Origin of the sequence: Streptomyces sp. NPDC058662 (genome assembly GCF_042716255.1) — a bacterium.
Lineage (GTDB): Bacteria > Actinomycetota > Actinomycetes > Streptomycetales > Streptomycetaceae > Streptomyces.
In genome coordinates this window covers 32,050-50,513 of record NZ_JBHXRU010000011.1, presented here as the reverse complement: position 1 = coordinate 50,513, position 18,464 = coordinate 32,050, and the positions used below count along the sequence as shown (strand labels likewise).

Annotated in this window: 19 protein-coding genes and 1 pseudogene; 9 read left to right on the top strand and 11 right to left on the bottom strand. The window is 73.4% G+C overall.

All coding sequences use genetic code 11. From position 1 onward, the window contains the following. From ACFWUQ_RS06945 to ACFWUQ_RS06935, 3 genes are all read right to left on the bottom strand, one after another. A complete protein-coding gene (locus tag ACFWUQ_RS06945) occupies positions 1-786 on the bottom strand; it encodes an electron transfer flavoprotein subunit beta/FixA family protein (RefSeq protein WP_384533916.1) in 786 nt (261 codons plus the stop codon). Positions 787-986: 200 nt separating this feature from the next. Next, positions 987-1,508, bottom strand: coding sequence for a flavin reductase family protein (locus ACFWUQ_RS06940; RefSeq protein ID WP_384533913.1), 522 nt, complete (start codon positions 1,506-1,508; stop codon positions 987-989). Between the two features lie 264 nt (positions 1,509-1,772). After that, complete coding sequence (locus ACFWUQ_RS06935) at positions 1,773-2,102, bottom strand: thioredoxin family protein (protein WP_384534015.1); 330 nt, start codon at positions 2,100-2,102, stop codon at positions 1,773-1,775. Positions 2,103-2,421: 319 nt separating this feature from the next. Here ACFWUQ_RS06935 and ACFWUQ_RS06930 point away from each other — a divergent pair, with 319 nt between their 5' ends. Continuing rightward, a complete protein-coding gene (locus ACFWUQ_RS06930) occupies positions 2,422-3,144 on the top strand; it encodes a lysophospholipid acyltransferase family protein (RefSeq protein WP_384533911.1) in 723 nt (240 codons plus the stop codon). A 278-nt stretch (positions 3,145-3,422) separates the two neighbouring features. Here the strand turns inward: ACFWUQ_RS06930 and ACFWUQ_RS06925 are convergent, their stop codons facing one another. Then, positions 3,423-4,001 carry a CGNR zinc finger domain-containing protein gene (locus ACFWUQ_RS06925; protein WP_384533908.1) on the bottom strand — a complete coding sequence of 193 codons (579 nt, stop codon included), beginning with the start codon at positions 3,999-4,001 and terminating at the stop codon, positions 3,423-3,425. Between the two features lie 80 nt (positions 4,002-4,081). Here ACFWUQ_RS06925 and ACFWUQ_RS06920 point away from each other — a divergent pair, with 80 nt between their 5' ends. After that, positions 4,082-5,389, top strand: a complete 1,308-nt coding sequence (locus tag ACFWUQ_RS06920; RefSeq protein ID WP_384533907.1) for an MFS transporter — start codon at positions 4,082-4,084, stop codon at positions 5,387-5,389. On the opposite strand, the pseudogene ACFWUQ_RS06915 reads toward ACFWUQ_RS06920, so the two are convergent. From ACFWUQ_RS06915 to ACFWUQ_RS06900, 4 genes and pseudogenes are all read right to left on the bottom strand, one after another. Then, positions 5,328-5,924: pseudogene (locus ACFWUQ_RS06915) on the bottom strand (transglutaminase family protein); the annotation flags it as partial. The gene ACFWUQ_RS06920 and the pseudogene ACFWUQ_RS06915 sit on opposite strands and share 62 nt — an antisense overlap. A gap of 76 nt (positions 5,925-6,000) precedes the next feature. Further along, positions 6,001-7,062 (bottom strand): threonine aldolase family protein, encoded by a 1,062-nt coding sequence (locus ACFWUQ_RS06910; protein ID WP_384533904.1) that lies wholly within the window; start codon positions 7,060-7,062, stop codon positions 6,001-6,003. Next, positions 7,059-7,820, bottom strand: a complete 762-nt coding sequence (locus tag ACFWUQ_RS06905) for an SDR family NAD(P)-dependent oxidoreductase (protein ID WP_384533902.1) — start codon at positions 7,818-7,820, stop codon at positions 7,059-7,061. The genes ACFWUQ_RS06910 and ACFWUQ_RS06905 overlap by 4 nt, the downstream gene beginning before the upstream one ends. A 26-nt stretch (positions 7,821-7,846) precedes the next feature. Then, the gene (locus ACFWUQ_RS06900) at positions 7,847-9,253 is read right to left on the bottom strand and encodes a DUF6421 family protein (protein WP_384533899.1); all 1,407 of its coding nucleotides are present in this window, start codon (positions 9,251-9,253) and stop codon (positions 7,847-7,849) included. Between the two features lie 560 nt (positions 9,254-9,813). Between ACFWUQ_RS06900 and ACFWUQ_RS06895 the strand changes: the two genes are divergently transcribed. Then, positions 9,814-10,497, top strand: coding sequence for a glycerophosphodiester phosphodiesterase (locus ACFWUQ_RS06895; RefSeq protein WP_384533896.1), 684 nt, complete (start codon positions 9,814-9,816; stop codon positions 10,495-10,497). A gap of 46 nt (positions 10,498-10,543) precedes the next feature. Here the strand turns inward: ACFWUQ_RS06895 and ACFWUQ_RS06890 are convergent, their stop codons facing one another. After that, complete coding sequence (locus tag ACFWUQ_RS06890; protein WP_384533894.1) at positions 10,544-11,083, bottom strand: GNAT family N-acetyltransferase; 540 nt, start codon at positions 11,081-11,083, stop codon at positions 10,544-10,546. Between the two features lie 145 nt (positions 11,084-11,228). Here ACFWUQ_RS06890 and ACFWUQ_RS06885 point away from each other — a divergent pair, with 145 nt between their 5' ends. The 4 genes from ACFWUQ_RS06885 to ACFWUQ_RS06870 all read left to right on the top strand — a co-directional run bounded on the left by ACFWUQ_RS06885 (position 11,229) and on the right by ACFWUQ_RS06870 (position 14,305). Further along, positions 11,229-11,819: a DUF5134 domain-containing protein gene (locus ACFWUQ_RS06885; RefSeq protein ID WP_384533891.1), complete on the top strand. Its 591-nt coding sequence runs from the start codon at positions 11,229-11,231 to the stop codon at positions 11,817-11,819. Positions 11,820-11,899: 80 nt separating this feature from the next. After that, positions 11,900-12,838, top strand: a complete 939-nt coding sequence (locus ACFWUQ_RS06880; protein WP_384533888.1) for a M56 family metallopeptidase — start codon at positions 11,900-11,902, stop codon at positions 12,836-12,838. Positions 12,839-12,888: 50 nt separating this feature from the next. Continuing rightward, entirely contained in the window at positions 12,889-13,566 is a 678-nt protein-coding gene (locus ACFWUQ_RS06875) for a phosphatase PAP2 family protein (protein WP_384533886.1), read from the top strand. 94 nt (positions 13,567-13,660) lie between these two features. Then, positions 13,661-14,305, top strand: coding sequence for a TetR/AcrR family transcriptional regulator (locus ACFWUQ_RS06870; RefSeq protein WP_384533883.1), 645 nt, complete (start codon positions 13,661-13,663; stop codon positions 14,303-14,305). An 81-nt stretch (positions 14,306-14,386) separates the two neighbouring features. On the opposite strand, the gene ACFWUQ_RS06865 is transcribed toward ACFWUQ_RS06870, so the two are convergent. Further along, positions 14,387-15,868: an LVIVD repeat-containing protein gene (locus ACFWUQ_RS06865; RefSeq protein ID WP_384533880.1), complete on the bottom strand. Its 1,482-nt coding sequence runs from the start codon at positions 15,866-15,868 to the stop codon at positions 14,387-14,389. Positions 15,869-15,950: 82 nt separating this feature from the next. Here ACFWUQ_RS06865 and ACFWUQ_RS06860 point away from each other — a divergent pair, with 82 nt between their 5' ends. Further along, complete coding sequence (locus ACFWUQ_RS06860) at positions 15,951-16,670, top strand: DUF305 domain-containing protein (protein WP_384534012.1); 720 nt, start codon at positions 15,951-15,953, stop codon at positions 16,668-16,670. Positions 16,671-16,722: 52 nt separating this feature from the next. Further along, a complete protein-coding gene (locus ACFWUQ_RS06855; RefSeq protein ID WP_384533878.1) occupies positions 16,723-18,081 on the top strand; it encodes an FAD-dependent oxidoreductase in 1,359 nt (452 codons plus the stop codon). Here the strand turns inward: ACFWUQ_RS06855 and ACFWUQ_RS06850 are convergent. After that, complete coding sequence (locus ACFWUQ_RS06850; RefSeq protein WP_384533875.1) at positions 18,078-18,440, bottom strand: ArsR/SmtB family transcription factor; 363 nt, start codon at positions 18,438-18,440, stop codon at positions 18,078-18,080. The genes ACFWUQ_RS06855 and ACFWUQ_RS06850 overlap by 4 nt on opposite strands. Positions 18,441-18,464: the final 24 nt, after the last annotated feature.

Here is an 18,464-nt window from a genome sequence, read left to right as displayed (position 1 = left end):
CTAGATGAACTTCTGGCCGGCCAGGAACTCGGCCAGCTGCTTGCCGCCCTCGCCCTCGTCCTTGACGATCGTGCCGGCGGTGCGCGCCGGACGCTGCGCCGCGGAGTCGACCGCGGTCCAGGAGCCTTCCAGGCCGACCTCGTCGGCCTCGATCTCCAGCTCCTCCAGGTCCCAGGACTCCACCGGCTTCTTCTTGGCGGCCATGATGCCCTTGAAGGACGGGTAGCGGGCTTCGCCCGACTGGTCCGTCACCGAGACGAGCGCCGGGAGGGAAGCCTCCAGCTGCTCGCTGGCGGTGTCGCCGTCACGGCGGCCGGTCACGGTGCCGTCCGCGACCTTGACCTCGGAGAGCAGGGTGACCTGCGGGACGCCCAGGCGCTCGGCCAGGATCGCCGGGAGCACGCCCATGGTGCCGTCGGTCGAGGCCATGCCCGTGATGACCAGGTCGTAGCCGGCCTTCTCGATGGCCTTGGCGAGCACCAGCGAGGTGCCCATGACGTCGGTGCCGTGCAGGTCGTCGTCCTCGACGTGGATCGCCTTGTCGGCGCCCATGGACAGCGCCTTGCGCAGCGCGTCCTTGGCGTCCTCGGGGCCCACCGTCAGCACGGTGATCTCGGCATCGTCGGCCTCGTCGGCGATCTGCAGCGCCTGCTCGACGGCGTACTCGTCGAGCTCCGACAGCAGGCCGTCGACGTCGTCGCGGTTGACGGTCAAGTCTTCGGTGAACTGCCGGTCGCCGGTGGCGTCGGGCACGTACTTCACACAGACAACGATCCTCAGGCTCACGCCGGCTCTCCTACCGCATCGTCTTTTCTGGTACCGCCTTGTGCAGGCAGCATAGGCGCCTCGTCGGGCGGATCCCGGTCGGGGCGGCCCGCGCTCCGAAGGGAATGTTACTCGTCAGTACATCGTGGGTCCCACCAAGAGGCAAGGCCGCTGAACTGTGATCTGCCCAACGCCGCCCGCCACGCCCCAGCAGGGACGATTCAGTCGCGCAGCGCGTTGAAGCGCCCTTGGTGGTACAGCAGGGGACGGCCCTCCCCGGCCGGGTTCCCGGCGACCGCCTCCGCGATCACCACCCGGTGCGCCCCGGCCGGCACCCGGGCCACCACCCGGCACACCAGCCAGGCGAGTACGCCGCCCAGTACGGGCACCCCGTACGGCCCGGCGGCCCATTCGGTGCCCGCCCCGAAGCGGTCGGCTCCGCTACGGGCGAACAGACCGGCCAGCTCCCGCTGGTGCTCGCCCAGTATGTGGACTCCGAGGTACTCGCGATCACGCACGGCGGGCCAGCTGGAGGCGCCGGTGCCGATGGTGAAGGACAGCAGCGGCGGATCGGCGGAGACGGAGTTGAGCGAGGTCGCGGTGAAGCCCACCGGCTGCCCGTCGTCCTCCGCGGTGACCACCGCGACGCCGGCGGCGTGCTGCCGGAAGACGGAGCGCAGGAGGTCCGGCGAGCCGGGCAGGCCGGCGTCGGGACGGGGGGACGGAGCGGTCGGGGCCGTCATGGGGGATCTTCCTTCTGCCACGGGAACGCGGACGCTGTCGCTGCCTGGGTCGGGGACGCTCAGTGACCCGGACAGCGCGCGCCGGCGTGGCGGACCAGGTCCACGTGGACCCGTCCGTAGAGCAGGAGTTCATGCCGCATACCGCCAGCCTGGCGATCTCCCGTGTACACAGTCAAGCGGGAACGGCCAGATGTCAGGCGCGTCACGCTGCGTGGGGGCGCGCGCACCGGCGCGCCCGGGCCGGCTCGCGGGCCGTCCGACGCCTCATACGGCGGCGCCCAGGGCGGCGATCACATCCGCCTTCCGGGGCATGCCGGCCGCCCGGCGCACGATCCGCCCCGCCGAGTCCAGGACGAGCACGGTCGGGGTCTTCTCGATCGCCAGGGCCCGCACGAGGTCGAGCCGGTGCTCGGCGTCGATCTCGATGTGCGCGACCCCCTCGACCATCGCCGCGACCTCGGAGAGGATCCGCCGGGTGGCCCGGCAGGGCTGGCAGAACGCGCTGGAGAACTGCACCAGGCTGGCCCGCTCCCCCGGGCGCGCGCCCAGTTCCGCCTCTCCCAGCCGCCGCGGTCCCCCGGCTCCCGGCCGCACCCGCCCGCCCCGGTCGCCGTCTTGCCCGCCCCGGTCGCCGTCCAGATCGCCGTCCCGTACGCCCCGTACGTCCCGCCCGAGCACGCGTACTCCTCTCGCCGCCATCGCCTCGCCGCCCGCCATCCTCGTACGCTCATCAGCTGATCGGAGCGCCCGCACCCCCTCCAGGTGCCCGGCGTGACGAGAATCTCCCCTGGCACGGGCGTCTGGACTGGTCACCGGCGCCCGTTTGGGGCACGATCCCCATGGCCGCGTACCTACGCTGCCGTAACTTATGGCCGGGAGCACCTCCCCAGGCAGAAAGCGGGGTCTCCGCACCATGGCTGAACTCATCTACCCCCCGGTGATCGGCGCCGCGCACTCGCTGTTCCGGGCGCTCGACATCCGCATCGACATGCAGGGCACCGAGAACATCCCGCGCAAGGGCGGCGCCGTCCTCGTGTCGAACCACATCGGCTACCTCGACTTCATCTTCGCCGGCCTGACCGCCCGGCCGCAGAAGCGCCTGGTGCGCTTCATGGCGAAGGAGTCGGTGTTCCGCCACAAGGTGTCCGGTCCGCTGATGCGCGCGATGAAGCACATCCCGGTGGACCGCGAGCAGGGTGAGTCGGCGTACCAGCACGCTCTCCAGTCCCTGCGCTCCGGCGAGATCATCGGCGTGTTCCCGGAAGCCACGATCTCCCAGTCCTTCACCCTCAAGAGCTTCAAGTCCGGCGCGGCGCGCATGGCGCAGGAGGCCGGGGTCCCGCTGATCCCGGTGGCGCTGTGGGGTACGCAGCGGCTGTGGACCAAGGGCCGCCCGAAGGACCTCAAGCGCAGCCACATCCCCGTGACGATGCGCGTCGGCGAGCCGATGGACGCCCCCACCGACCAGTACGCGGGCGCCATCACGCGCCGCGTGCGCGACCGCGTGCAGGAGCTGCTGGACGCCGCGCAGCGCGCCTACCCGGGCAAGCCGGCGGGACCGGACGACTCGTGGTGGCTGCCCGCGCACCTGGGGGGCACCGCGCCGACCGCGGCGCAGGTACGCGAGGCCGGCTGATACCGGCGGTCGTCCAGGGGCCCCGCAGCGGACGCGCCGTGACGGGGACGCGCCGGGGCGCCGGCGGGGTGCTCAGTGCGGGTCCTCGGCGTGCGCGGGCATCTCCCGCGCGTGCTTGATGATCTCGGCGGCGCGCGGCCGGGTGGAGCCCGCCCGGCCGCTCCGCAGCGGGATGCGGGACGTGGCTGCCGGCCTGGTCCTTGCTGGTCGCCGACCCGGCGTCCCCCAGCTCGATCGACCCGCCGGCCTGCGAGCGCGGCGTCGAACGCGGCCTTCCCTCAGTCCTCGGCCCCCGCCCGCCGGCGGCGCCGGTGCGCCGCGACCCGGGCGCGGCCGGAGCAGGCGGGCGAGCAGTACCGCCGCGCGCTGCCCGGTCCGGTGCCGAGGAAGAGCCGCCCGCAGCCGTCCGCGGCGCAGGCCCCCCAGGCGATCCGCCCGTGCGCGGTGAGGAGTTGGGCGAGCGCGAGGGCCCCGGACGCCAGGAACCACTCCCCCCACCCCGCCTCCCCGCCCCGGTCGACGTGCAGGTGCCAGGGGTGGCCGTCGTGCCGGGTCAGCCGGGGCCGGGTGCCGTACTCGGCGAGCAGTGCGTTGAGGGCCCGCGCCGCACGGTCCTCGTCGGTCTCGGCGAGTACGTCGCCCATGCGGCGCGCCGCGGCCCGCAGTTCGGCTGCGTCCGCCTCGGGGAACGCTGTCTCGGTCAGGTCCTCGGGGCGCTCCCCGTGCCCGGCGAGGATCTCCGCCAGCGCGGCGCGCGGGAGGTCGGGGGCCGCGCGGACCGCCTCGGCGATGTCGAGCAGCCGCCGGACCGCCGCGAAGCCCGTCTGCCCGACTCGGCCGGAGCCCGAGTTCCCCATGCCGGCTCCTTTCGCCGTACACGTCTACCGCGTAACGTCTTTCTCCTGTATCACGTTACACGCTCAGGAGGGGGTTCCGGATGGGCGGGTTCAAGCGGTACCTGGCCGCGGCGCTGGCAGCGCGGTTCGCTTCGGAGGGCATGGCCATGGCCGTGGTGCTGCTGGCGCTGGAGCGGACCGGGGACGCGGCGTACGGGGCCTTCGTCCTCACGGCATGGCTGGCCCCGCACGTCCTGGCCGCCCCGCTCGCGGGTGTCGCGGCCTCCCGGACCCGCCGGCGGCGGCTGTTCCACGTCGCCGCCCTGGGCGGGTTCACCGCCGCGGTGGCGGCCCTGGGCGTCCTGCTGGGCCGGGCCCCGCTGCCGGTGGTCCTCGCGGTCGCGGTGCTGGGCGGCAGCTGCGGGCCGATGGTCACCGGCGGGCTCTCCAGCCTGGTCACCGGCCTGGTCCCGGCGGGCGCCGGCCGCGACCGGGCCTACGCCTGGGACGCCTCGACCTACAACGCCGCGTCCGTGACCGCGCCCGCCGCCGTCGGCCTGTTCGCGGCACTGGGCTCCACGGGCCCCGCCCTGGCGGTGCTGGCCGGATCCGGGGCGGTGGCGGCGGCCCTGGCCGCGACCCTGCCGTTCCGGCCGCCCGGCGCCGCCGAGGCCGGCGCGGCCCGGGACGGCGTCGTCGAGTTCGGAAAGGTCCGGGACGGCGGCGCGGCCGGCGGGGGTCGCGACCGGCCGCGGGCCGGCATCGGCGCCGGGCTCGCCGCGCTGTGGCGGGTCCGCGAGCTGCGCGCCGTCACAGGGGCGACCACCCTGGCGTTCGTCGGTCTCGGCTCCCTCACCACGACCTCGGTCCTGCTGGCCGGCGGCCTGGGCAGCCCGGGCGCCGGAGGCGTGCTGATGACGGCCTTCGCCGTGGGCGCGCTGACCGGCTCGCTGACGCTGGGCCGGATGACCGCCGTCGCGCCCGGCCGGCTGGTCCGCTGGGGCCTGGCCGGGACCGGCGCGGCGCTCGGCGCCGCGGCGCTCGCACCGTCCGTCGCCCTCGCGGCCGTGTTGTTCGCGGTGGCCGGTGTCTGCGACGGGCCGCTGCTCACGGCGACCCTGCGGATCCGCTCGGAGCACGCTCCGGACCCCGTACGGACCCAGGTGTTCACGCTGGGGGCCGGGCTCAAGCTGACGGCCGCGTCGGCCGGGGCGGCCCTGGTGGGACTCGCGGCGGACGCGCCCGCGCCCGCGCTGCTGGCCGGGATCGCCGGACTGCAGCTTCTGGCGGCCCTGCTGCACAGGGCGGTGGCCGGGCGGGGCCCCGTACGGCCGGCGGCGGAGTCTGAAGCCGTGTCGGGAGCGCGCGCCACAGCGCCGCGCGGTCGACGGAGGTGCGGAGCGCCGTGAGGGGAGCGGGGTGCGGTGCGGCGTACAGCTCGGGGTGGTCGATTTCCCCGAGCTCGGGCCGTACGGCGAACGCCAGCCGCTCCTCGTCGAGGTCGAACCGGGCGTCCACGCCGGGCCGGTTGCCGCGTGCGTCCACCCTGGACCAGCGCGTGGCGCCGGGCAGCCGCAGGGCGGCCAGGCCGTGCAGGACCGGGTTCGCGCCGTCGTCGTCGGTCAGGCGCTGGTAGCAGAGCCCGGCCGGGATGCCCTGGGCGCGCAGCAGCGCGACGAGGGCGTGCGCTTTGGCGTAGCAGATGCCGTTGCGGGTGCGCAGCACGTCGGAGGCGCGCCAGGCGACCCGGTCGTCGCCCGAGTCCGCCGAGTGCGGGATCGCGTCGCGGACGAACGTGAAGGCGGCTTCCGCGTATGAGTATGCGTCGCCGGTGGTGGACCACAGCGCGTCGGAGGTCTCCTCGACGATGGCGTGCCCGTGGTCGATCACCTCGTCCGAGGCCTGGTACGCACGGATATCCGGGTTCAGTTGGATCAGCTGCATGCCGCGGAGCATAGGTATGCCCCCGACCGCGAATCAATGGATTTACGATCAGAGGCATACCTATGCGAATTCGGGGTCAGCGCGACAGCTCTTCCTTCAACGCCTGGAGGAAGCCGTCCACGTCCTCTTCCTGCGTGTCGTAGCCGCACATCCAGCGGACGTCGCCGGCGACCTCGTCCCAGAAGTAGAAGCGGTAGCGCTTCTGCAGACGCCGCGACACCTCCTGCGGAAGCCGCGCGAACACGGCGTTCGCCTGGACCGGGTAGAGGATCTCCACACCGTCGCAGCCGCGCACGCCGGCCGCGAGGCGCTGCGCCATCGCGTTGGCGTGGCGGGCGTTGCGCAGCCACAGGTCCTTGGCGAGCAGCGCCTCCAGCTGCACCGACACGAACCGCATCTTGGACGCGAGCTGCATCGACATCTTGCGGATGTGCTTCATCTGCCGGACCGCGTCCGGATTGAGCACGATCACGGCCTCGCCGAACATCATGCCGTTCTTGGTGCCGCCGTACGAGAGCACGTCCACGCCGGCGGTGTTGGTGAAGGTCCGCATCGGCACGTCGAGGGAGGCCGCGGCGTTGGCTATCCGGGCCCCGTCCAGGTGGACCTTCATGCCCTTGCCGTGGGCGTGCTCGCAGATGGCCCGTATCTCGTCCGGTGTGTAGACCGTGCCGAGCTCGGTGTTCTGCGTGATCGAGACGACCTGCGGCATCGCGCGGTGCTCGTCCTCCCAGCCCCACGCCTCCTGGTCGATCAGCTCGGGGGTGAGCTTCCCGTCCGGAGTGGGGACGGCGAGCAGCTTGAGGCCCGCCATGCGCTCGGGCGCGCCGCCCTCGTCGACGTTGATGTGCGCCGACTTGGCGCAGATCACGGCGCCCCAGCGGTCGGTCATGGCCTGGAGGGCCGTGACGTTGGCACCGGTGCCGTTGAAGACCGGGAAGGCTTCCGCGTACGGGCCGAAATGGCTGCGGATGATCTTCTGCAGGTGTTCGGTGTACTCGTCCTCGCCGTAGGCGACCTGGTGGCCGCCGTTGGCGAGCGCGATGGCCTCCAGGATCTCCGGATGCACCCCCGCGTAGTTGTCGCTGGCGAAACCGCGTACCGCCGGATCGTGGTGGCGGCGGGCATCGGTCCTCACGGTTGCGGAGTGAGCCACAGACGCTGTCCGTTCACATCGATTGCAGGCCGCTCCCAGACTCCGGCGATGGCCTCGGCCAGCTCCTTGACGTCGGTGAAGCCCGCGAACTTCGCATTGGGACGCTCCGCGCGCATCGCGTCGTGCACCAGTGCCTTGATGACCAGGATCGCAGCCGCCGCCCCCGGACCGTGTTCTCCCCCCGCCTTGCGGAAGGAATCGGCCATGGCGAGGGTCCAGGCCTCGGCCGCCGCCTTGCCCGCGTTGTAGGCGGCGTTGTTGGCGACCGGCTTGTGCGCCCCGGACTGGCTGACCAGGACGTAGCGGCCCCGGTCGCTGCGCAGCAGGCCGTCGTGGAAGGCCATGGACGTGTGCTGGACCGTGCGGATGAGGAGCTTCTCCAGGAAGGCCCAGTCCGCGGGGTCCGCCTCGGTGAAGGAGTTGCTGCCGCGCCAGCCGCCCACGAGGTGGACGAGTCCGTCCACGCGGCCGAACTCCTTCTCGGTCCGCTCGGCCCAGGCCTTCGTGGCGTCGAGGTCGAGCAGGTCCACGGTGTCACCGGTGACAGTGGCGCCGCCGTGGGCGTACCGCGCCGCGTCCACCGCCTCGGCGAGCCGCGCCGGGTCGGCGTCGGACGCGATGACGACGGCTCCCGCCTCGGCGAGGCGGAGCAGCGCGGCACGGCCGGCGGGCCCGCCGGCCCCCGCCACCGCGACCACCGCTCCGTTGAGCTTTCCGTTGCCGTTCCCGGAGCCGTTCATCTGTGCAGCCTCCTGTGGACGAACGCTCACGCGGCGACCCGCTCGGCGTGCTCCGCGTTCAGGGCGGTGATGCCCTTGGTCGAGGCGATCACGCCCTTGAGCTTCTTGGCGAGGGCCTCATAGAACATGCTGAGCGGAAACTCGTCGGGAAGCACGTCGTCCACGAGCTTGCGCGGCGGCTGCGTCATGTCGAGGGCGTCGGGGCCCTTGGCCCACTTGGATCCCGGGTGCGGGGCGAGGTACGTGGAGACGAGCTCGTAGGCCTTGAACCAGTGGACGAGCTTCGGGCGGTCGATGCCGGCCCGGTAGAGGTCCTCGATCTCGGCGCACAGCTGGTTGGTGACCTGCGGGGCGCGCATCCAGTCGATCTTCAGCTTGTTGTCCGTCCAGCGCACGACGTCGTGCTTGTGGAGGTAGGCGAAGAGCAGCTGTCCGCCGAGCCCGTCGTAGTTGCGGTTGCGGTCGCCGGAGACCGGGAAGCGGAACATCCGGTCGAAGAGGACGGCGTACTGGACGTCGCGGCCGTGCTCGTTGCCCTCGGACTCCAGCTTCACGGCCTCCTTGAAGGCGGTGAGGTCGCAGCGCAGCTCCTCCAGGCCGTACATCCAGAACGGCTGGCGCTGCTTGATCATGAAGGGGTCGAACGGCAGGTCGCCGTGGCTGTGGGTGCGGTCGTGGACCATGTCCCACAGGACGAAGGCCTTCTCGCAGCGCTCCTGGTCCTCGACCATGCGGGCGATGTCCTCGGGCAGCTCGATGCCCAGGATGTCGACGGCCGCCTCGGTGACCTTGCGGTAGCGGGCCGCCTCGCGGTCGCAGAAGATGCCGCCCCAGGTGAAGCGCTCGGGGGCCTCGCGCACGGCGATGGTCTCCGGGAAGAGGACGGCGGAGTTGGTGTCGTAGCCCGGGGTGAAGTCCTCGAAGGTGATGCCGAGGAAGAGCGGGTTGTCGTACCGGGTGCGCTCCAGCTCGGCGAGCCACTCGGGCCACACCATCTTGAGGACGACGGCCTCCAGGTTGCGGTCCGGGTTGCCGTTCTGCGTGTACATGGGGAAGACGACGAGGTGCTGGAGCCCGTCCTCGCGCTCGGCGGCCGGATGGAAGGCCAGCAGGGAGTCGAGGAAGTCCGGGACGCGGAAGTCGTCCGCGGCCCACTTGCGCAGGTCGGCGACGAGCGCCTGGTGGTACGCGGTGGCGTGCGGGAGCAGCGGCGAGAGGGTCTCGACGGCGGAGACGACGCGTTCGAGGGCGGCCAGGACGGTGGCGCGGCCGTGCGCCCCCTCGGCCTCGAAGTCGATGGAGCCGTCCTTGCCCTGCCAGGGGCGGATCTCCTCCACGGCGGCCTTGAGCTCGGGCCATGCGGGGTGGTCTACCACCCTCGCCCCAGCGGTTATCACGGCCCCGCCGGCACCCGGCACAAGAGTTTCCGTCATGTCACTTCCTCCACAGGAGAACCTCACGTCGCCACAGACTAGGCAGACGAGGCTCTTTCTCTCAAGAGGGAAGGCGGGAAATTATCCTGCATCACCCCCTGATTCACCGGAAGTCTTCCCGTTCGACACGGTGGAATGGATGGCTCCGCTCAGGCGCGCCATGGCTACGCAGGCGTGCGGAAGCACATCGGCAGCCGCGGAACCGCCGGGCGGCGGGACACGGCCGCCAGGAGCCGGCGGGCCCTCGGCGGCGCCGGCGGCCGTCCCGCCGACGCCGGGGAAGCCGGCGGCCCGTCGGGCCGCGGTGAGCGCGGTCCGGGAGGAGGCGCGTCAAGGCCGTGGAGACGCGCCCACGCCCGGGTGACGCGGCGGGGGCCGGTCCCGTCGCGGGGCGGCCCGCACCCCTGGCGTGAAGCGGCCCACGCGCCCCAGCGAGCCCCCGCACGGCCGGTCCCATCGCAGGCCCCGCGCACTAGCATGCGACCTCATCCTCATCGCGCGCGGCCGGCCGGGACACCGCGACCGCGCGGGCAGCCGCCGTCGACGGAAGCGAGAGAACCTTGACTTTCCTCACCATCGGTCACCGCGGGGTCATGGGTGTCGAACCGGAGAACACCCTGCGGTCGTACCTCCGAGCGGAACGTTCCGGCATGGACGTCATCGCCCTCGACCTCCGACTGAGCAAGGACGGCGCCCTCGTCGCCCTGCACGACCCCGAGGTGGACCGGACCACCGACGGCTCCGGCGCCGTAGCCGACCTCACGCTGGCGGAGCTGCGCGAGCTGGACGCCGGCCAGGGCGAGCGCGTACCGCTCTTCGAGGAGGCCCTGGACGCGGTCCGGACCCCGTTCCAGGCGACGGTGGGGGACGCCGCCGCCGCCGGGGTCCTCGCGGAGCTGATCCTGCGCCGCGACCTGGTCTCCCGCGTGGAGGTGGCCTCCTTCGACGAAGCGGTACTGGCCGGCGCGGCCCGCACCGTGCCCGGCCTGCGCACCACCCTCTACGCGAGCCCGCACGGCGACGACATCGCCGACCGGGCGCTGGCGGCCGGCGCGGCCGCGGTCGCCCTGGACATCCGGCGCCTGACCCTGGAGACCGTGGAGGCCGCGCACGCGGCCGGGCTGCGGGTGACGGGCTGGACGGTCAACACCCTGGACCAGCTGCGCCTCGCGCGGGCCCTCGGGCTGGACGGCGCCGTCACGGACCACCCCGAGATCCGCAGCACCGGACGCTTCACGGCCTGAGGGGGGATCGGGGCGCCGCCCGCGAACGGCGGCGCCGCCGGTGCGGTCAGAGGGACTTGACCAGCAGTTCGAAGGCCAGGTCGTCGCGGAGCGGCACGCCGAAGCGCTCGTCGCCGTAGGGGAAGGGGCTCAGTTCGCCCGTGCGCCGGTAGCCGCGGCGCACGTAGTAGGCGATGAGCTCCTCGCGGACGTTGACCACCGTCATCCGCATCTCCTCGGCTCCCCACGTCTCCCGGGCACGACGCTCGGCCTCGGCGAGTATCTCCTTGCCGAGGCCGGCTCCCTGGAGTCCGGGGCGGACGGCGAACATGCCGAAGTAGACGTAGTCGCCGCGGTGTTCGAGCTGGCAGCAGGCGACGACGGCGCCCTCGCGCTCGACGACGAGCAGGATGCTGTCCGGGGACTCGACGATGCCCCGGACAGCCGCCTCGTCGGTGCGCTGCCCGTCCAGGTAGTCCGCCTCCGTGGTCCAGCCGGCCCGGCTGTCGTCGCCGCGGTACGCGGATTCGACGAGGGCCACCAGATCGGCCACGTCCGCCTCGACGGCACTGCGGAAGCTCAGGGCGGTGGGGTCGGCGGTCGACATCGGGGGCTCCGTTCTGGGTGGTGGCATATGACATGCCGGGCACGGCGAGGAGAGCCTAACCCGGGGCGGCGTGCGGGCGGCCGGGGCCGGGCATCTCTCCCGTGACACCGAAGAGCCGGGAGGTTCCGCCGTGCACGGTACCGCCATGTCCCTGCCCGCCACCGTCTCCGCGTGGCTGCTCGTCGTGCTGTGCGCGGCGAGCGGCGCGTACTGCCTGCTGCGGGCGGGCAGAGCGGGCGGAGCCGCGCGCGGGTCGGCGGCGGGCGAGGCCGTGATGGGCTTCGGCATGGCGGTGATGGCCGCCCCGGGCGGGGTCGGGACCTGGGGGCCGCCGGTACTGCTGGCCGTCTTCTGCGGGGCCGCGGCGCACGCCCTGTGGCTGCTGCGGGGCGGCGCGCACCACGCCCACCACCTCGTCGGCTCGCTGGCGATGGCGTACATGGCCCTGGCGATGACGACGGCCCCCGCGCTGTCGGTGGCGGGCACCGGGCACGGGGGCGGCGGGCCCGCCTCCGGGCCGCCCCTGGTCACCGGGGCCCTGCTCCTCTACTTCGCCGGGTACGTGCTGCTCGGCGGGTCCCGGCTGGTGGCGACGGCCGCGGGAGCGGCGCCGGGCGGCGCCGTGACACCGCCGGAGGCCGGCGCGGCGGGAGGCGCGCCGCGGTCCGCCGAGGTGGTCCGGGCCTGCCGACTCGCCATGGGCACAGGGATGTTGGCCATGCTCCTCACGATGTGAGACCCCCGGGAAACGTGTCCTGCGTCACCAAAGCTCCCGGGCCGTACCCGCAGGTAGCCGCTCGCTCATAGGCTGGCTCCATGATGGTCCCCGCCGCTCTCCTGGTGCTCGGCGTCCTGACCGCGCTGCTCGCCCCCCGCCTGCTGGCCCGAGCCCGATGGCCCGACCGCGAACCGGTCGTCGCCCTGTGGGTGTGGCAGTGCGTGGTGGGCGCGGTGCTGCTGTGCTTCGGACTGTCGATGCTGCTGAGCGCGGCGGCCGCCTGGCAGGCCGTCCGCGGCCGCCTCTTCGCCGCCGCGCCGCACGGAGTGGTCGACGCCTACGCCCTGGGCGCGGCCGGCGGGCCGTGGGCGGCCTTCACGGCGCTCACGCTGGCGGGCGGCGCCCTGTGGACCGGGGCGATGCTGACCCGGGAGGTGCTGCGGGCCCGGGCGGACCGGCGGGCCCGGGGCACCGAGCTGCTCGTACGGGCCCCGCTGCTGCCCGGCGAGGACCCGGCCGGCGCGCGGCTCGTCGTACTGGAGGGCCGGCGGCCCGACGCCTGGTGGCTGCCGGGCGCCGCCCCGCAGCTGGTGGTCACCACCGCGGCGCTGGGGCGGTTGAAGGGCAGCCAGCTGGATGCCGTACTGGCGCACGAGCAGAGCCACGCGGCGGCCCGGCACGACTGGCTGCTGCACTGCTCGCGCGCGCTGTCCGGCGGATTCCCGCAGGTGCCGGTCTTCCTGGCGTTCGAGGCGGAGATGCACCGGCTGGTGGAACTGGCCGCCGACGACGCGGCCTCGCGCCGGTACGGGCGGTTGACGGTCGCCCTGGCCCTGGTCGGCCTCAACGAGGACCGGGGCGCGTTCGGGCCGTCCGCCGCCCCCCAGACGCACGTGTCGCACCGGGTGCGGAGGCTGCTGTCCGCGGCTCCCCGGCTGTCCGCCGTCCGCCGGCTCCGGCTGACGGCCCTGGCGACCCTGGTGCCCGCGGTTCCGTTGCTGGTGGCCCTCGTACCGGGGCTGAGCGCGCTGGCGTAGGGGCGGGTCCCGGCACGGGTCGGGGGGCCGTCGGTGCGAGGATCGCCCCTATGCGCAGCGACGGGTTTCGGTGGATCGGCATCGGCGGCGCCCTGGGGGCGGCCGTCCTCACAGCACTGGTGGTGGCGGAATGGCGGCCGCTGGTGTCGCTCGACGAGTCGGTGGCCCGGGACCTGCACAGACATGCCGTGGCCCATCCGGGGATCACGCAGTCCATGCGGATCCTCAGCGACTGGGTGTGGGACCCGTGGACCATGCGGCTGCTGGCCGCGGTCGCCTGCGTCGTGCTGTGGTGGCGGGGGGACCGGGGGCGCGCGGTGCGGGTGGCGGTGGCCACCGCGGTCGCGGCGCTGGTGCAGCAGGGATTGAAGGCGCTGGTGGGCCGGGAGCGGCCGGTGTGGCCGGATCCGGTGGATTCGGCGCACTACTCGGCCTATCCGTCCGGCCACGCGATGACGGCGACCGTGGTGTGCGGGCTGCTGGTGTGGCTGCTCCCCCGGCGGACCGGGCGCCGCACGCGGTGGGTCGCGGTGGCCGTCGCCGCGGTCTCGGCGGTCGGCGTCGGCTTCACCCGGCTCTACCTCGGCGTGCACTGGGCGTCGGACGTGGTCGGCGGGTGGCTCCTGGGCGTGACGGTGGTGGTGCTCGCGACGGCGGGATCCGGCCAGTCGCGCGTCCCGCGCCGCCCGACCTGTCCCGGCCGCCCGTCCGGGCCCGGAGGCGGGTGAGTGGGCCTGCTCTGGGCGATCCCCCGTGTCACCCAGAGCAGGCTACCCGTGCGCTGAGTATATTGGCTCAGAGCCAGTCAACGCAGGAGTAAGCATGTCCCCGCGCAGCGCATCGGTCAATGAAGAATTGCGCAGACGTTCCCGGGAGCGGCTGCTCCAGGCCACGGTCGAGCTCGTCGCCGAGCGGGGCTACGAGGCCACGACCCTCGGCGACATCGCCGACCGGGCGGGGGCGGCCCGCGGCCTGGTGTCGTACTACTTCCCGGGCAAGCGGCAGCTGCTGCAGTCCGCCGTGCACCGGCTGATGCACCTCACCCTGCAGGCGGCCCTGGAGCGCGAGCCCCGACCCGCCGGCGAGCGGGAGGGCGGCGAGCTCCTCGCCCGGGCCGTCGACGCGGTCCTCGGCCTGGCCCGGGACCAGCCCCGGCTGATGCGCACGCACATGGCGGGCATCCTCCAGGCGGAGGGCTTCATCCAGTGCCCGGAGCAGCAGCGCCTCGCGGAGCTGCTGCGGGACACGGTGGTCCGGTACGGGTCGACGGACGTGGACACCGACTACCCGCTGCTGCGGGCCCTGCTGATGGGTGCGGTGGTGGCGGTCCTGCTGCCGGGCGCGCCGATGCCGGCGGCCCGGCTGCGGGCCGAGCTGTTCCAGCGCTACGGGCTGGACTGGGAGCTGGGCGTTCCGCCCGACGGCGGACCGCCCGGCGCACCGTTCCCCGCGCGCGCCGGACGCTGATCGCCGGCCCCTGGCGCAACCGGGCCCGGCGACCGCGCTATGGCGCTACCGGGTCCGGCCTACGCCCGTGGAATCCCGGGGTCAGTGGTACTCGGGCTGCGTCTGCACGTTGAGCCGGTCCATCCGGACCCACTTGGCGCTCTCGGTGCGCCAGTCGTCGAGCCGCAGGACGTCGAGGCCCTTGGTGATGTCGTTCGAGTAGATGTGCCCGTTGTAGTAGTACGCCGACCAGGATCCGCCCAGCCCGAGCTGGTCCGAGACCGGTCCGCGCTCGAAGTAGCCGATCTCCCGCGGCCGCTCGGAGTCGGTGAACTCCCATACCGAGATGCCGCCCTGGTACCAGGCCTGCACCATGATGTCGCGGCCGCCGCCGACCGGGACCAGCGAGCCGTTGTGGGCCACGCAGTTCTCGCTGTCGGCCTGGTGGCGCGGGATCTTGAAGTAGCTGCGGAAGGCGAGCTTGCGCTGGTCCCCGCGGCCCGTGATGTCGTAGATCCCGTCCGCGCCCCGCTCGGGGCCGGTGGCCTCGTTGCAGGTGGCTCCGCCGCCGCCGCCGAGCTCGTCGGTGAACACGACCTTGTCGGCGCGCTCGTTGAAGGTCGCCGAGTGCCAGAAGGCGAAGTTCTTGTTGTCCTGGACCCGGTCGATGACCCGCGGCTGCTCCGGCCTGCTGATGTCGAAGAGGATGCCGTCGCCCATGCAGGCGCCGGCGGCCAGGTTCCTGGACGGCAGCACCGTGATGTCGTGGCAGCCGGTGGTCTTGGAGACGCCCGGGTTGGTGGGCGCGCCCGGGTTGCCGCCGTCGGGGAAGAGGATCGGGAAGGCGACGACCGCGGCGTCCGTCGGCGTCTTCTTCGGGACCTTCACCACCGAGATGCCGTCGTGCGGCGGCCTGCAGTCCGGGAAGGCGTCGTTCGGGGAGTACGAGGCGACGTAGACGTAGATGTCACGGCCGTCCGGCACCAGCGTGTGGGTGTGGGAGCCGCAGGCGGTCTCGACGGACTTGATGTACTTGGGGTTCTTCTTGTCCTTGATGTCGAAGATCTTGATGCCCTCCCACGAGGACTTCTCCGTGGCGGGCTGCGAGACGCTGCTGCAGGAGTCGTCGCTGCGCGAGGAGTCGGTGGAGAGGAAGAGCAGGTCGCCGAGGACCGAGATGTCGTTCTGGCCGCCCGGGCAGAGCACCTCGGTGACGGTCTTGGGTGCCTTCGGGTTGCCGATGTCGTAGATCGTGAAGCCGTTGTAACTGCCCGCGTAGGCGTACTTGCCCTGGAACGCGAGGTCGGAGTTGACGACGGCGGGGTTGGTACTGGGGATGTTGGCAAGGGGCTTGATGTTGCGGCTGTGCACGATCTCGTCCCGGCCGGGTATCTCGCCGGGCGCGAGCTCCCCGCCTTCGAGGGGCCCCGCGCTGTGCCGGTTGGCGTCGCCGGGTGTTAAGTCGCCCGGGTCCGGGCTGGCGGCCGCGGGTCCGGCCGCGAAGAGCGTGGCGAGGAGACCGGCGGCGGCCGCGGCCGCTCCCAGAGCCCGCCTCCGCCCGCTCCTGCTGTGCAATGAGGTCACTGTGCCTCCCATGGGAGTCCGATCGGTTCCGCTCGGGATGGGAACGGAACCCGGACCCCGGCAGTATCTTCCCTTCATGGACATGGCAAAAGACCCCAGTGGGCGCAAGGTCTTACGGGCACGGCTGGGCCGGGCCGCCGCGGCGGCCGCGGCCGCCGGACTCCTGTGCGCACTCGCCGGCTGCGAGGGCGGCCAGGAGGGCGACCGGGCCGGGGACGGCCGGGCCGTCGTCGTGGCGCCCGGGAAGCCGGGCGAGAAGGCCCGCACGCTGACCCCCGAGCAGGCCGCACGGGAGCAGCCGGACGACAGCCCCAACGCCGCCGACCGGGCGTACGTCACGGGCATGATCGCGCACCACCGGCAGGCGCTGACGATGACCTCGCTCGCTCCTTCCCGTGCCTCGGCGGACGGCGTCAAACGGCTCGCCGACCGCATCGCGGCCGCCCAACAGCCCGAAATCGGCTCGATGGAGCGGTGGTTGGCCCGCCACCCGGCTCCCTCGCCGGGGGCCGGCGGGCACGACCACGGCGCGAGCGCCCCGGCCGGTGGCGGCTCCGGCGGCCACGACCACGCCTCGATGCCGGGCATGGCGACGGAGCAGCAGCTGAAGGAGTTGGAGGCGGCCCGGGGCGCGGACTTCGACCGGCTCTTCCTCACCCTGATGACCGCCCACCACGAGGGTGCGCTGAAGATGGCGGGCGAGGCGCTGGCCGGGGGGAACAACGTGGCCGTCGAGGAACTGGCCAACGACGTGATCGCCACCCAGACCGCCGAGATCCACCGGATGCGCGCGATGGGCTGACGGCCGGGTGGCCCGGTGTCATGCTGGGAACACCTGCGGGAGGAGCTCCACCGTGCTTCGTATCGCCGTGGTCGGATCGGGCCCCAGCGGGGTCTACGCGGCCCAGACACTGACCCAGCAGCGCGAGGTGCCGGGGGTGCGGGTGGACGTCCTGGACCGGTTGCCGGCGCCGTACGGCCTGGTGCGGTACGGAGTGGCGCCCGACCACGAGAAGATCAAGTCACTGCAGGGCAGCCTGCGGACCGTGCTGGAGGACGAGCGGATCCGCTTCCTCGGCAACGTCGAGGTCGGCGGGGACCTGCTGCCCGCGGCACGGCTGCTGGACCTTTACCACGCGGTGGTGTACTGCGTGGGCGCGGCGCGGGACCGGCTGCTGGGCATCCCGGGCGAGGAGCTGGCGGGGGTGCACTCGGCCACCGCCTTCGTGTCCTGGTACAGCGGGCACCCGGATGCCTCGTCCGAGGCCTTCGACCTCGCCGCGGTGGACTCGGCCGTGGTGGTCGGGGCGGGCAACGTCGCGGTCGACGTGACACGGATCCTGGCGCGGGGCGCGGCCGAGCTGGCGCCGACGGACATGCCGCAGCCGGCGCTCGGGGCGCTCTCCGACAGCAGGGTGCGCCGGGTGGCCATGGTGGCCCGGCGTGGTCCCTCGCAGGCCAGGTTCACCACCAAGGAGCTGCGGGAGCTCGGCACACTGCCGGAGGTGGACGCCCTGGTGGAGCCCGCCGAGCCGCCGCTCGACCCGGCCTACGCCGATCCGGGCGCCGCCGCCGCACTGCCCGCGGTGGCCCGGCGGAACCTGGAGGTGCTGCGCGGCTGGGCCGAACGGGGCCCGACCGGGGCGGCGCGCCGTGTCACGCTGCGGTTCTACCTGCGCCCCGTGGAGATTCTCGGCGGGCCCGACGGGCGGGTCACCGGCATGCGCTTCGAGCGGACCGCGCCGGACGGCCGGGGCGGGGTGGTGGGCACCGGCGTGTACGAGGACATCGCCGCGCAGCTGGTGCTGCGGTCCGTGGGGTACCGGGGCGTACCGCTGGCCGGGCTGCCGTTCGACGAGCGGACGGGCACGGTCCCGCACGCGGCGGGCCGGGTGCTGCGGGCGGGCCGCGCCTCGGTCGGCGAGTACGTGGCGGGCTGGATCAAGCGCGGCCCGACGGGCGTGATCGGCACGAACCGGCCCTGCGCCAAGGAGACCGCCTCCTCGCTGCTCCAGGACGCGGGGGCGCTGGCGCGGCGCGATCTGCCCCGGGACCCGCTGGACGCGCTGTGCGCGGCGGGGCTGCGGCCGGTCCGGTGGCCGGGCTGGCTGGCCATCGAGACGGCGGAGGCGGATCTGGGCCGTTCGCTGGGGCGCCGCTCCGTGAAGATCCCCGACTGGGAGGGCCTGCTGGGCGCGGCCGGTCCGGGTTAGGCCGTCTCCGGGGCGGCGAGCAGTCGGGCCGCCTCGGCCGCGGCGGCCGTCAGGACACTGTCGAGGAGGCCGGGGAAGAGCTCCTCCAGCTCCGCCCGGCGCAGTGCGTTGAGCTTGGTGGTGCCCTGGTAGGCCTGGCGGACGACGCCGCTCTCCCGCAGGACGCGGAAGTGGTGGGTGGACGTCGACTTGGTGACCGGCAGGGCGAAGTGGGAGCAGGCCAGCTCGGCGTCCGAGCGGGCGAGGTCGCGCACGATCGACAGCCGTACCGGGTCGGAGAGGGCGTCGAGGACGTTCTCCAGGCGGATCGCACCCGGCTCGGGGTGGACGAGGGCGCGGGCCCCCTCACGTTCCGTCATGTCCTGCTCCGCTCGCTCGGTCGG